Origin of the sequence: Alcaligenes sp. GCM10023179 (assembly GCF_042653705.1) — a bacterium.
Taxonomy (GTDB): Bacteria; Pseudomonadota; Gammaproteobacteria; order Burkholderiales; family Burkholderiaceae_B; genus Alcaligenes; species Alcaligenes phenolicus.
Genome location: NZ_JBHSIQ010000001.1, coordinates 561,192 through 573,946 on the forward strand (window position 1 = coordinate 561,192; position 12,755 = coordinate 573,946).

Here is a 12,755-nt window from a genome sequence, read left to right on the forward strand (position 1 = left end):
GGCTTCGGCCAGACGCGCGCCACCTCGCAGGGCTACGCGTAGTGCTGCATCCATGGGTTTTACGCTATGGCACAAAATACACCTGCCGCGCCAGCCCCCCCTAAACGGCGCCTGTCCTGGAATGATCCGTTCACACGCGGCATTATTTACCAGGTGCTGATTTTGGGTGTGCTTGGCTTTTGTGTGTGGTATCTGGTCTCCAATACCTTGCACAACCTGGCTGTTCGCAATATTTCTACAGGCTTTGATTTCCTGAATCGAGAGGCTGGCTTTGCCATTGGCGAGTCGGCGCTGGCTTATAAGCCCTCGGATACTTATGGGCGGGCCATTCTGGTCGGTCTGGTCAATACGCTGAAGGTGGCGGTGATCGGCATTATTGCTGCCACCGTGTTTGGTACCTTGCTGGGCATTGCACGCTTGTCCAAGAACTGGCTGGTCTCCCGGCTGGCGGGCTTGTACGTGGAAGTGATGCGTAACGTGCCTTTGCTGCTGCAACTGTTCTTCTGGTACGCCCTGATTACCGAGACCTTGCCCGGACCGCGGCAGGCTTTGAATCCGCTGGGCGGCGTATTTTTATCGAATCGTGGTTTGAAGCTGCCCACCCTCCAGGGCGATGGTATGGACTGGATCTTCATGGGTCTGGGCCTGGCGGTGGTGCTGTGGGTCTTGATGGCGCACTGGGCGCGTCGTCGTCTGGAAAAAACGGGCCGTCCTTTCCCCACCATTCGCTTTGGCATTTTGCTGCTGGTTCTGATGCCGGTTCTGGCCTTGCTGATCAGCCCCGAACCCTTGGCGCTGGATGTGCCCCGTCTGCAAGGTTTCAACTTTGTCGGGGGCGTGACCTTATCGCCTGAGTTTGCCGCCTTGCTGGCCGGTTTGATCACCTATACCTCGGCCTTTGTGGCGGAAGTGGTGCGTTCCGGTATTCAGGCCGTGGGCAAAGGACAATGGGAAGCGGCGCAGGCACTGGGTCTGTCCCGTGGCCGCATGATGCGTCTGGTGGTTCTGCCCCAGGCTCTGCGCGTGATTGTGCCTCCCATGACCAGCCAGTACTTGAACCTGACTAAAAACAGTTCCTTGGCCGTGGCTATTGGCTACCCCGATATTGTGTCTGTGGTGAACACCACCTTGAACCAGACAGGGCAGGCGATTGAAGGCATTTTGATCATCATGGCGGCTTACCTGACGGTCAGCTTGTCGATCTCGATCTTCATGAACTGGTACAACAACCGAATTGCTTTGGTGGAGCGCTAAATGAGTCATACGCCTACATCCACCGTAAGCGGGCCACCGCCACTGCAGCGGGGCACCCTGGGCTGGCTGCGCCAGAACCTGTTTTCCTCTCCCTTGAACGCCATTTTGACGGTGTTGTCGGCCTGGCTGCTTTTGATGACTGTGCCAGCCATGATCGATTGGCTGTTTATCAAGGCCAATTTCGATGCGCAAACCGCGCAGGATTGTCGGGCCAGTGCGGGTGCGTGCTGGGCTTTCATTCGTGAAAAGCACCGTCTGATCCTGTTTGGCATCTATCCCTATGACGAGCAATGGCGACCCTTGTTGGCCTCCATCCTGCTGACCTTGCTGATCGTGTGCAGCTGCGTGCGTTGGTTCTGGAAACCCTGGCTGCCTGTGATGTGGCTGGTCGGCCTGACTGTCGTGGGTATTTTGATGTGGGGCGGTGTGCTGGGCCTGAGCTATGTGGAAAACAGCCTGTGGGGCGGTTTGCCGCTGACCTTGATTCTGGCTACCTTCGGCATCGCGTTCGCCTTTCCTTTGGGCTTGTTGCTGGCTTTGGGACGTACCTCGCGCTTGCCGGCCGTCAAGGCAGTGTGCGTGGTTTACATCGAACTGATTCGTGGCGTGCCGCTGATCAGCCTGCTGTTCATGTCCTCGGTAATGCTGCCTTTGTTCATGCCCGAGGGCTTTAACATCGACAAGCTGCTGCGTGCTCAGATCGCCATCATTTTGTTTGCGGCGGCGTACATCGCGGAAACCGTGCGGGGCGGCTTGCAGGCCATTCCCAAGGGACAGTATGAAGGCGCGGCTTCGCTGGGCTTGAGCTACTGGCGCACCATGCGTCAGATCATCTTGCCGCAGGCGCTCAAGATCGTGATCCCGCCACTGGTAGGCATTTTCATTTCCCTGTTCAAGGACACCTCCCTGGTCGTGATTATCGGTATTTTCGATTTGACCCAGGCGGCCAAAGTGGCCCTGGCCGATGCGGCCTGGCGCGGCTTTAGCCGGGAAGCCTATCTGTTCATCGCACTGATTTATTTTGTGTTCTGCTACTCCATCTCTCGCTACAGTCGTTCGCTGGAGCGACGTTTGCAAACGGGTTATGAACGCTGACACAGGTAGCAAAGCCTTGGTTAAGACCTATTGCTTTGCTGGCCAGACAAGGAGTTTTGCATGGCAGACGCCATTATTCAGCTAAAGAACGTCAATAAATGGTACGGGCAGTTCCATGTGCTGCGCGATATCAATCTGGATGTGGCCCCCGGCGAGCGCATCGTTATTTGTGGGCCTTCGGGTTCGGGCAAGTCCACCCTGATCCGCTGCATTAATCGCCTGGAAGAGCATCAGAAAGGGCAGATCATTGTGTCCGGTGAAGAGCTCACCAACGATGTGCGTCAGGTCGAGGCTATTCGGCGTGACGTGGGCATGGTGTTTCAGCACTTCAATCTGTTTCCTCACCTGACCGTGATGGAAAACCTGACTTTGGGGCCGATGTGGGTTCGTCGCAAGACCAAGGCCCAGGCTCAGGAGCTGGCCATGAAGTATCTGGAGCGTGTACGTATTCCAGAGCAGGCCAACAAGTATCCCGGACAGCTCTCTGGCGGACAGCAACAGCGCGTGGCCATTGCACGTTCCCTGTGCATGGAGCCTAAAATCATGCTGTTTGACGAGCCGACCTCGGCGCTGGACCCGGAAATGGTCAAGGAAGTGCTGGAAGTGATGGTCGAGCTGGCCCATACCGGCATGACGATGTTGTGCGTGACCCACGAGATGGGTTTTGCGCGTAAAGTGGCTGATCGGGTCATTTTTATGGATCAGGGCGAAATCATCGAGCAAAATACGCCTGATGAGTTCTTTGACTCGCCACGCAGTGAAAGAACGCGTGAGTTCTTAAGCCAGATCATTCATTAAGGATCAGTGGCTGCTCTGTATGGGCTGCCTTGTGCAGCCCATATGCATTTTTATTTCAAGGAAAAAAAGTGATGTTTCGAGTCTGTAAGTGGCTGCTGGCTGTCTCTGGTGTTGCGGCTGTCATGGCCGCCCCGGCTGTAATGGCGGAGGATGCTTATCCTTCCAAACCTATCCAGTTCGTGGTGCCTTATCCACCGGGTGGCCCTTTGGACAGCATGGCTCGCTTGCTGGCTGAACGCGTCAAAGGCGACCTGGGCACGGTTGTGGTGGAGAACAAGTCGGGTGCGGGTGGCAATATCGGTGCCAGCATTGTGGCCAAGGCCGCTCCGGACGGCTATACCCTGATGATGGGGGCGGTGGCGATCAACTCCATCAACCCCTGGCTGTACAAGACCGTGCCTTTTGACCCGGTCGAGAGCTTTGCGCCTATCGCCCTGGTTGCCTCGGTGCCTAACATTCTGATCGTGAACAAAGAGTTTGCCGAACAAAACAAGATTGCTTCGGTGCAGGATCTGATCAGCTACGCTAAAGAGCATCCCGGTCAAATGAACTTTGCTTCGGGCGGTAATGGCAGTGCGGGTCATCTGGCCGGTGAGGTCCTGAACACCCGTGCCGAGATCAATTCCGTGCATGTGCCTTACGCCGGTGCCAACCCTGCCAAAACGGCCTTGCTGGCAGGCCAAGTGCATTTCATGTTTGATAACCTGGCTTCGGCAGCGCCGTTGATCAAGGCAGATACCGTCAAGGCCCTGGCTGTGACGACTCTGGAGCGTTCCAGCTTCCTGCCTGATGTTCCCACCATGGAGCAGGCTGGCGTGAAGCCTTTTGATCTGGGCACCTGGTTTGGAGTGTTCGCTACGGGCGGTACACCACAGCCTGTGCTGGACAAGCTGCATGCCGCTTACTCCAAGGCTTTGATGGACCCGGCCGTGCGTGAAGCACTGGCTACCATGGGCTCGGATGTGCAGCCTGGTACCATGGCTGAATTCAGCGAGCTTGTCAGCAATGATCTGAAGAAGTACAAAGAAGTCGTTGCCGACTCGGGTGCCGAGTTGTTCTAAGCTTTCAAGTACTTAGCCCCCAGGCAATCAGTGACTGCAGTTTGTGTGGTCGCTGGCAAGATCAAGAATTGTTAAAGAAGGCAGTGAAGTCTGTTTTGAAGTACCTGCTTGCGGTGCCTCTTGCTAGTATTGGAGGCATTCAGGCGGTCCTGGTACTTAATTTGAGATTACGGAGCCAATAATGACAATTTCCATTCGTTCTGCAAAATTAGCAGCATGTGCTGGTGCTCTTTCCCTTTTGGCCGCTTGCGGCACGATGGACAATATGAGCACAGGTGGTCGTACCGCAGTGGGTGCGGGTGGCGGCGCTGCTGTGGGGGCTGGTCTTGGGGCTTTGATTGGTGATAGCAGCAAGGCCGCCATGATTGGTGCAGGTATCGGTGCACTGGCTGGTGGTATTGCAGCGTACAACTGGTCTGGCATTAAAAAGGATGTTCAGCAGTCTGGCGCAACTGGCCTGGGTGTGGATGTGACCGAAATGCCCGATGGCAGCTTGCGGGTCAATATTCCTAGCAGTGTGTCGTTTGATACCGGCCATTATCAGTTAAAGCCTGCTTTGCTGCCTGTTCTGGATAGTGTGGCTCGCGCCATGAATCAGCATCCAGAGCTGCGTGCCAAGGCTGTCGGTCATACCGATAGCACCGGGTCGGCACAGACCAATCAAACTTTGTCGGTTAACCGCGCAAGCGCTGTGACGAATTACCTGACGCAGCAAGGTGTGGGACAAGGTCGTTTGATGGTAGAAGGCCGTGGCCCGAACGCTCCTATTGGGGATAATGCGACGGCTGAAGGCCGTGCCATGAACCGCCGCGTGGAGTTGTATTTGTACGCTCCGCAGAAGTAAGTCTCTGCTTGCCGCCTTAAGGTGTGCTGACAAAAGGCCCGGTTTTCTAACCGGGCTTTTTTTTGTTTGATCGGGGAGTGAGGGCATGGTTTGAGGGCAGCATGGTCTGTCAGTTGTCAGTTGTCAGTTATTAGTTGTGAACTGCTGTTTGGTGGTTATCTGTTGTCGTTGATGGCATTAACGTTATTTGAGAGGGGCAGGGCTGATTATTGAGTAGAACCCAGTAATGAGCACGCCCTTGGGGGCGGTGGGCACCCGGAGGGGCTTGAGCACTTGCCGGTGCTGCGCACCGGTCCCCTTGTCGAGGGCATCATCCGGGCGCACTCTGAACTCGCGGGGTGGTTCGTCCCCCGGACGAACCACAAGCGTCCCGCTCAAACAGCAGAGTGCTTGCACCCCGGATCATGCCCCCGCCTGCGGCAAGTACTCTGAATCGCCCCTCCGGGTCCCCACCGCCCCCAAGGGCTCATACCGTGGCTATTCAAGCAATCATGTATTGAGGGTCTGGGTCTGGGTCTGGGTCTGAGATTTGGGATTTCGGATCTTGGGTCTGAGGTTTGACGTCTGAGGAGAGAGGTCGGAGGTGAAAGGTCTCAGGTGATAGGTGATAGGTGATGGGTGATAGGTCAGAGGTCAGGGATTCGACGCAGACCAGGAAAGTGCCACACGCCATTCAAGGATGCAGTTTGAACTGTCCAGAAAAAAACGATTGTGAGCCAGTTAAGCCTAGCTTCAGGGTGTCCGGGTGGTTCAGAGGGTTTGCCGCGGTCGGGAGATAGCGTAGGGGTGCAAGCATCCTGCTGTTTGAGCCGGACGCTTGTACTTGGTCCGGGGGACCAAGTACCCGGCGAGTTCAGGATGCGCCCGTAGCTATCTCCTGACAAGGGCACCGGTGCGCAGCACCGGCAAACCCTCAGCCCGGACACCCTGAAGCTAGGCTTAACTGGCGTCTTCAGCAACGATCTCTTCTGACTGTTAAACCTCGCTTTCCAATCAAATGAGATGACGAAGCTCCAAAAAGAAAAAGCCCCAGGTAGAAAGAATCCACCCAGGGCTTTAACCCATCAAGGCCAGATCAAACAAAGATCATGTTCACACCCGGCCCGTATTCAACACAGCATCAAGCCTCCTGATACAGCTTGCTGCCTTGCTGAACAAATTGCACTGACATCTCCTTCATCCCCTGATCCACAGCGGACTGCTCATCCAGACCGTTAGCCTTGGCATAGTCCCGTACATCCTGCGAAATCTTCATGCTGCAGAACTTGGGGCCACACATGGAGCAGAAGTGCGCCACTTTCATGGAGTCTTTAGGCAAAGTCTCGTCGTGGAACTCACGCGCTGTATCCGGGTCCAGACCCAGATTGAACTGATCATCCCAACGGAATTCAAAGCGCGCCTTGGACAAGGCATTGTCCCGGAAGGCCGCCGAAGGATGCCCCTTGGCCAAGTCCGCGGCATGTGCTGCGATCTTGTAAGTGATGATGCCGTCCTTCACGTCCTTCTTGTTCGGCAAGCCCAGATGCTCCTTGGGCGTCACATAGCACAGCATCGCCGTACCTTGCCAGGCAATCATCGCCGCACCCAAACCGGAAGTGATGTGATCGTAGCCCGGCGCAATGTCCGTTGCCAAAGGTCCCAAGGTGTAGAAGGGGGCCTCATGACAGTGCTCCAGCTGCAACTGCATGTTCTCTGGAATCAGATGCAAAGGCACATGACCAGGACCTTCAATCATGACTTGAACATCATGCTTCCACGCTACCTGGGTCAACTCGCCCAGGGTACGCAGTTCCGCGAATTGTGCCTGATCATTAGCGTCATAGCCCGAGCCGGGGCGCAAGCCATCGCCTAGCGAGAAAGCCACGTCGTACTGCTTCATGATCTCGCAGATGTCCTCGAAATGCTCGTACAGGAAGCTTTCGCGGTGATGCGCCAGACACCACTTTGCCATGATGGAACCACCGCGCGAAACAATGCCTGTCATGCGGCTGGCCGTCATGGGAATAAAGGGCAAACGCACACCGGCATGAATGGTGAAATAGTCCACGCCTTGCTCGGCCTGCTCAATCAAGGTGTCGCGGAAAATATCCCAAGTCAGATCTTCGGCAATGCCGCCGACCTTTTCCAGGGCCTGGTAAATAGGCACCGTACCGACAGGAACCGGCGAGTTGCGAATAATCCATTCGCGCGTCTCATGGATATTCTTGCCCGTGGACAAATCCATGATGGTGTCCGCACCCCAGCGAATCGCCCAGGTCATTTTTTCGACCTCTTCGCCAATGGTGGAGCCCAGGGCGGAGTTACCGATATTGGCGTTGATCTTCACCAGGAAATTGCGGCCAATAATCATGGGCTCGGTTTCCGGGTGGTTGATATTGGCGGGCAAAATGGCTCGGCCACGCGCAATCTCATCACGAACAAACTCGGGGGTGACCGTGGTGGGCAAGCTGGCACCGAAACCTTGACCAGGGTGTACCTTGGTCAGGCGACGAGCCATCTCTTCACCTTGCGGACCGCTGGCGCGCAAGCTTTCAATGTATTGCTCGCGTCGCAGATTTTCCCGAATCGCCACAAACTCCATTTCGGGAGTGATGATGCCGCGCCGTGCGTAATGCATTTGCGTGACATTGGCTCCCGAAATGCTGCGTCGAGGCTGACGCTTCAACTCGAAGCGTAACGTGTCCAGTTCCGGGTCGGCCTGGCGGGCTTGACCGTACTGGCTATTGAGTCCTGCCATCAACTCGGTGTCCTTGCGCTCGCTGATCCAGGCTTGGCGTAGCGGGGGCAGGCCTTTGCGAATATCGATCTGCACCGAGGGGTCTGTGTAGGGACCGCTGGTGTCATAAACGCTTAAGGGAGGATTCGGCTCGGCGCCGAAGTGGCTGGGCGTATCAGCCAGGGAGATTTCCCGAAAAGGCACACGCAGATCAGGCCGTGAGCCGGTTTGGTAGATTTTTCGGGAGTTGGGTAAGGGCTGGATCGCAGCCGGGTCTACGCTGGCCGCTGTGGCCGTAAAAGAAGGGGTTTTGCTTGTCATTGCAGCTCCAAAGAAATGGTGGAGCCGATATAGGAAGAAGTGCCGTGCAGGCATTGCACCTGTGGCACACGCTCCCAGCATCGGCATTATCCGTACTGGTACGAGGGTTTATCTCAACCCGCCAAATGGCGAGTACCCCTGCGTGCTGACAAGTATAGGTATCTTGGAGCTGCTTGTGGACGTATAAGGCTTATTTTCTTTTCATACCGTTGAGCAGATGACGGATGGTTTGATCCAGATGGTCACGTTCTTTGGGGGGCAAAGCCACAATCTCGTCCACGGAAAAGCGGTTGAAGGGCCAGGTCACAATCGGTGGGCCTTCGCCGGAGTCTTGCAAGGTGGTGGCATGGGCTGCACTCAGCTCCATATTGCCCAGCCCGTTTTTCAGCCATTGAGCACTGATATTCAGGGCTTTGGCCAGATCCAGAATTTCGCGCGCGTCACGCCGCGTACCACTCTCGTAATTGGAGATGGCGCTTTGACTGAGGTTGCACAGACGAGCCAGCTCGGCTTGGGAAAAGCCGCGTTGCAGGCGGGCGTGGCGGAGGCGATCAGAGAAGTGTTTCACAGTACAGATTGTTCATGGAACGCCCTGCACGATGGTTTTGAGTAAAAATGTCGTATGTGATAAAAATGTCTGGCTTAACCGGCTGAATGAAACGAAGAGAAGCTTAAGATGGGGGCAGCACCAGATTTGTCGGGTTCAAGCCTGTGCTTAAAGCTTGAATGTCAGGGGTATTTAACAAGGCAGGCGGTATAGGTGGGTAGAACGTACGGTGCCTAGCGTTTTTTCATGCCGTCCAGTAAATGACGCAAAGTGCGATCGAGCAAATCACGTTCGCCATCTGCCAAAGCAACCACTTCATCGACGGAAAACAGTCGGAAAGGCCAGGTAACAATGGGAGGACCATACAGGGGTTCGGACAATGTGTAGCTGTCCTGCGTGAACTCCATCGTGCCGATACCCTTGCGCAACCACAAAGCGCTGACATTCAAGGCTCTGCTCAACTCCAGAATTTCACGTGCATCCCGACGAGTGCCATTTTCATAATTGGAGATGGCGCTCTGGGTCAATCCGCATAGACGTGCCAAATCTGCCTGAGAAAGACCGCGATGTTGACGTGCGTGGCGAAGGCGTTCGGAGAAATGTTTCACACAACAGATTGTTGATGTAAAGCCAAACACGATGGTTTTAATTAAAAATCACAGTCGTGATTTATACTGTCCGGCATAGTCATCAGATGTCATTATAGTTAAGGTATCAACTATGTCGGTTGCAAATGAAATTGCTGGCGGTCCTGTTGTTCTGTACCTGGCCACGGCTATCCCTGATCGAAACTTACTAGAACAACAAATTCAGGCTCTGGCAGAACGTGGTTATCGTCTTATTTTTTGCCCGGATGCGACGGCTTTGCTGCAGTTGGCCCAAACGCGGGGCCGTTACGCCGGTTCGATATGTATTGCCTGGTTGGGCGGGGCCTTGGCGGAAATCTGCTCGGCGGCCGTGCGCTTACGTATGCTGTGTCCGCAAATTGGAATCCTGATGCAGTCCGATGCGACGGACTCGGCCATGCTGCAAGCCTTGCATAGCGGCGGAGATCAGTTTTGCCCCAGGGATGCGTCTTTGGAGTTGCTGGCAGCCAGTTTGCACAGCTTGCAGCGGCGCATGATGCAGATGCCCATCATTCCTGAACCGTCTCAGCCCCAGGAGTGGGTGCTGGATCAGGAGGGCTGGGCCTTGATATCGCCTGTCGGGATCTCGTTTAGCCTGACCAGCACGGAGCGCGCCTTCATCGTCCGATTGCTGCGCGAAGAGGATCGCCGGGCCAGTCATTACGAGTTGATGCGGGCTGTGGCTAGTAAAACGGATGTAATCAGCAATCCACCCGGTGCTTCGCATATCAACCGCCTGGGCGTTCTGGTCAGCCGTATGAGACGCAAATTCAACCAGGGAGGCACGGTTCTGCCTATCCGCTCGATTCATAACTGGGGCTATATGTTCGCTGCTAATTGCCAGTTGCTGGCCTAGTCAGGATGTCATCAGGGCAGGGCAGTTGAAAAAGGCCCTGTCGGTTATACCGGCAGAGCCTTTGTTCATGCTGTGGGGGGCAGGGCTTAGTAGTAGCGCTGCACCGACAAGTCGTCTGCACGGATGGCTGGCTCCTTGTTGCTGATCAGATCAGCCAGCAATTGTGCACTGCCGGTAGCCAAGGTCCATCCCAGCGTACCGTGGCCGGTGTTCAGGAACAGATTGGAGTAGCGGCTACGCCCCACAATTGGGGTGCTGTCCGGCGTCTTGGGACGCAGGCCGGTCCAGAAATGCAGATCTGCATCGCTTTGGTAGCTGCCGGGGAACAGATCATTCAGGACCATCAGCAAGGTCTGTTCACGGCGGGGATTCAGGCGCTTGTTAAAGCCGACGACCTCGGCCATGCCGCCCACGCGAATGCGATTATCAAAGCGGGTCAGGGCGATCTTGTAGCTTTCATCCAGCAACGTGGACTGAGGCGCACGCGAGGCATCCGCAATTGTGGCGGTAATGGAGTAGCCCTTCAACGGGTAGACCGGGATGGCCTGCAGGTCTTTCATCAAACCCGTAGACCAGGAGCCCAAGGCCACCACGTAGGCATCGGCAGTCAACAGGCCATCGGAGCTTTGGACGCCGCTGATCTGCGTGCCGTTGCTGTGAATGCGCTGAATGTTCTGGTTCCAGCGGAATTCCACGCCTTCCTTCTCGGCCAATTCGCTAAGGCGGCGGGTGAACATCTGGCAGTCGCCGGTTTCATCTTCCGGGAAGCGCAAGCCACCGCTTAGTTTGTGCTCTACGTGGCGCAGAGCCGGCTCAATCGTGTGCAATTCGGAGGCGGACAGCAGCTCGTAGGGCACGCCAGCTTCTTTCAGGACCTCGATGTCGGCGGCAATGCCGTCCAGCTGCTTTTGCGTACGGAAAAGCTGCAAGGTGCCTTGGGCACGGTGCTCGAATTGAATGTCGGTCTGGGCGCGCAACTCGGCCATGCAGTGGCGGCTGTATTCAGCCAGACGCACCATGCGTTCTTTATTGATGGCGTAGCGGTCTGCTGTGCAGTTGCGCCACATGGCCAGTAGCCACTTGATTTGTGTCAGCGTGCCATCCGGGCGAATCGTCAGGGCCGGATGCTCGTCGAACATCCACTTGATGGCTTTGCGCGGGATACCCGGCGCAGCCCAAGGGCAGGCATAGCCAAAGGACAACTGACCGGCATTGGCAAAACTGGTTTCCAGAGCGGGCCCAGCCATGCGGTCGATGACCGTTACGCTGTGTCCTTGGCGGGCAAGATAATAAGCGCTGGTTACGCCTTCTACGCCAGCACCTAGCACGAGGATCTTCATACGGTTCCTTGGGCGCATCGCCCGAAAGGGAAAGTGTTGCAATCAGGCGCGCAAAAACCGCGCGCACTGTCGCAATTCGATACGTTTTATCCGTCTATTTCAACAGGCGGGCAGGGTAGGGGTCAAGGATTAGTCCTGATCCGGTGCACTGCGTGGGAACACCATATTGTTACGGTGTATCAGCTCTGTATCGTGTTCGCTGCCCAGCAATTCATTGATCAGGTGGCTGGGTTGGCCCATGATGCGGCGGGTGTCGTCCGAGGAGTAGTTGATCAGACCACGGGCGTATTCCACGCCGTGCTTGTCCACGCAGGCAACGACATCGCCACGGTCAAATTCGCCTTCTACATGGGTGACACCGACGGGCAGCAGGCTCTTGTGACCGTCTACCAGCGCACGTACAGCGCCTTCGTCCAGCGATACGCGACCACGCACACGCAACTGGTCGACCAGCCAGCGTTGGCGGGCCGAGCGTACGGGCAGGGTGGCACGCAGCTCGGTGCCAATGCGCTCACCTTGCGCCAGGCGGGACAGGACTTGCTGTTCGCGGCCAGAGGCAATAATGGTGTGGCCACCGCTTTGCGCAGCGCGTTTGGCGGCCAGGATTTTGGTGATCATGCCGCCGGTGCCGATATTGCTGCCCGAGCCGCCTGCCATGGCTTCCAGCGTCGGATCGCCCGCCTGTCCCAGCGAGATGAACTGTGCATCAGGATTGCTGCGCGGGTCGGCACTGTAAAGGCCAGCCTGGTCGGTCAGGATAATCAGGGTTTCGGCTTCGATCAGGTTGGTGACCAGTGCGCCCAATGTATCGTTGTCGCCCACGCGGATTTCATCCGTGACCACCGTGTCGTTCTCGTTCACGATGGGGACTACACCCAGGTCCAGCAAGGTGTTGATGGTGCCTCGTGCATTCAGGTAGCGATGGCGGTCGGCCAGATCTTCATGGGTCAGCAGAATCTGAGCGGTGCGCACACCATGGCGGGCAAAAGCCACTTCATAGGCTTGAATCAAGCCCATCTGGCCGACGGCCGCCGCCGCTTGCAACTCATTCATGGCCTTCGGTCGGCGCGGCCAGCCCAGGCGGGCCATGCCTTCGGCAATGGCACCGCTGGAAACCAGCACCAATTGCTTGCCTTGGGCATGCAGTTGAGCAATCTGGGTAGCCCATTGCTCTACGGCATCCAGGTCAATCCCTTTGCCCTCGTTGGTGACTAGGGAGGAACCTACTTTAATAACCAATCGGCGCGATTGCGCAACGGCCGATTCAGAATGAGAAGAGTGCTGCATGACGAGTTCA

11 protein-coding genes and 1 riboswitch are annotated in these 12,755 nt (G+C 56.2%); of the genes, 6 read left to right on the forward strand and 5 right to left on the reverse strand.

Annotation, left to right across the window (positions count from 1 at the left end; all coding sequences use genetic code 11):
* The first annotated feature begins 66 nt into the window (after positions 1 to 66).
* The 5 genes from ACFPDR_RS02480 to ACFPDR_RS02500 all read left to right on the forward strand — a co-directional run bounded on the left by ACFPDR_RS02480 (position 67) and on the right by ACFPDR_RS02500 (position 5,052).
* Positions 67 to 1,254, forward strand: coding sequence for an amino acid ABC transporter permease (locus ACFPDR_RS02480; RefSeq protein ID WP_022983606.1), 1,188 nt, complete (start codon positions 67 to 69; stop codon positions 1,252 to 1,254).
* The gene (locus ACFPDR_RS02485; RefSeq protein ID WP_009460546.1) at positions 1,255 to 2,349 is read left to right on the forward strand and encodes an amino acid ABC transporter permease; all 1,095 of its coding nucleotides are present in this window, start codon (positions 1,255 to 1,257) and stop codon (positions 2,347 to 2,349) included. It begins immediately after the preceding gene.
* A gap of 60 nt (positions 2,350 to 2,409) precedes the next feature.
* Positions 2,410 to 3,147, forward strand: a complete 738-nt coding sequence (locus ACFPDR_RS02490; RefSeq protein WP_060186656.1) for an amino acid ABC transporter ATP-binding protein — start codon at positions 2,410 to 2,412, stop codon at positions 3,145 to 3,147.
* Between the two features lie 71 nt (positions 3,148 to 3,218).
* Entirely contained in the window at positions 3,219 to 4,208 is a 990-nt protein-coding gene (locus ACFPDR_RS02495; RefSeq protein ID WP_026484425.1) for a Bug family tripartite tricarboxylate transporter substrate binding protein, read from the forward strand.
* Positions 4,209 to 4,473: 265 nt separating this feature from the next.
* Complete coding sequence (locus tag ACFPDR_RS02500; RefSeq protein ID WP_088453170.1) at positions 4,474 to 5,052, forward strand: OmpA family protein; 579 nt, start codon at positions 4,474 to 4,476, stop codon at positions 5,050 to 5,052.
* A 1,120-nt stretch (positions 5,053 to 6,172) separates the two neighbouring features.
* Here ACFPDR_RS02500 and thiC read toward each other — a convergent pair.
* From thiC to ACFPDR_RS02515, 3 genes are all read right to left on the reverse strand, one after another.
* Complete coding sequence (gene thiC / locus ACFPDR_RS02505) at positions 6,173 to 8,089, reverse strand: phosphomethylpyrimidine synthase ThiC (RefSeq protein ID WP_009460552.1); 1,917 nt, start codon at positions 8,087 to 8,089, stop codon at positions 6,173 to 6,175.
* Between the two features lie 55 nt (positions 8,090 to 8,144).
* A riboswitch (TPP riboswitch) is annotated at positions 8,145 to 8,239 on the reverse strand.
* A 40-nt stretch (positions 8,240 to 8,279) separates the two neighbouring features.
* A complete protein-coding gene (locus tag ACFPDR_RS02510; RefSeq protein WP_022983604.1) occupies positions 8,280 to 8,657 on the reverse strand; it encodes a helix-turn-helix domain-containing protein in 378 nt (125 codons plus the stop codon).
* Between the two features lie 212 nt (positions 8,658 to 8,869).
* A complete protein-coding gene (locus tag ACFPDR_RS02515; protein WP_376910449.1) occupies positions 8,870 to 9,244 on the reverse strand; it encodes a helix-turn-helix domain-containing protein in 375 nt (124 codons plus the stop codon).
* A gap of 112 nt (positions 9,245 to 9,356) precedes the next feature.
* Between ACFPDR_RS02515 and ACFPDR_RS02520 the strand changes: the two genes are divergently transcribed.
* Entirely contained in the window at positions 9,357 to 10,118 is a 762-nt protein-coding gene (locus tag ACFPDR_RS02520) for a helix-turn-helix domain-containing protein (protein ID WP_035270428.1), read from the forward strand.
* Positions 10,119 to 10,204: 86 nt separating this feature from the next.
* Here the strand turns inward: ACFPDR_RS02520 and ACFPDR_RS02525 are convergent, their stop codons facing one another.
* Positions 10,205 to 11,458 (reverse strand): D-amino acid dehydrogenase, encoded by a 1,254-nt coding sequence (locus ACFPDR_RS02525; RefSeq protein WP_009460560.1) that lies wholly within the window; start codon positions 11,456 to 11,458, stop codon positions 10,205 to 10,207.
* A gap of 129 nt (positions 11,459 to 11,587) precedes the next feature.
* Positions 11,588 to 12,745 carry a glutamate 5-kinase gene (proB, locus tag ACFPDR_RS02530; RefSeq protein ID WP_026484420.1) on the reverse strand — a complete coding sequence of 386 codons (1,158 nt, stop codon included), beginning with the start codon at positions 12,743 to 12,745 and terminating at the stop codon, positions 11,588 to 11,590.
* Positions 12,746 to 12,755 lie beyond the last annotated feature (10 nt).

Bases quoted from the DNA above. Each gene is read 5' to 3' on its own strand.
- proB (WP_026484420.1), bottom strand. From the start codon at position 12,745: ATGCAGCACTCTTCTCATTCTGAATCGGCCGTTGCGCAATCGCGCCGA.
- ACFPDR_RS02525 (WP_009460560.1), bottom strand. From the start codon at position 11,458: ATGAAGATCCTCGTGCTAGGTGCTGGCGTAGAAGGCGTAACCAGCGCT.
- ACFPDR_RS02490 (WP_060186656.1), top strand. From the start codon at position 2,410: ATGGCAGACGCCATTATTCAGCTAAAGAACGTCAATAAATGGTACGGG.
- ACFPDR_RS02500 (WP_088453170.1), top strand. From the start codon at position 4,474: ATGAGCACAGGTGGTCGTACCGCAGTGGGTGCGGGTGGCGGCGCTGCT.
- ACFPDR_RS02485 (WP_009460546.1), top strand. From the start codon at position 1,255: ATGAGTCATACGCCTACATCCACCGTAAGCGGGCCACCGCCACTGCAG.
- ACFPDR_RS02520 (WP_035270428.1), top strand. From the start codon at position 9,357: ATGTCGGTTGCAAATGAAATTGCTGGCGGTCCTGTTGTTCTGTACCTG.
- ACFPDR_RS02495 (WP_026484425.1), top strand. From the start codon at position 3,219: ATGTTTCGAGTCTGTAAGTGGCTGCTGGCTGTCTCTGGTGTTGCGGCT.
- ACFPDR_RS02480 (WP_022983606.1), top strand. From the start codon at position 67: ATGGCACAAAATACACCTGCCGCGCCAGCCCCCCCTAAACGGCGCCTG.
- thiC (WP_009460552.1), bottom strand. From the start codon at position 8,089: ATGACAAGCAAAACCCCTTCTTTTACGGCCACAGCGGCCAGCGTAGAC.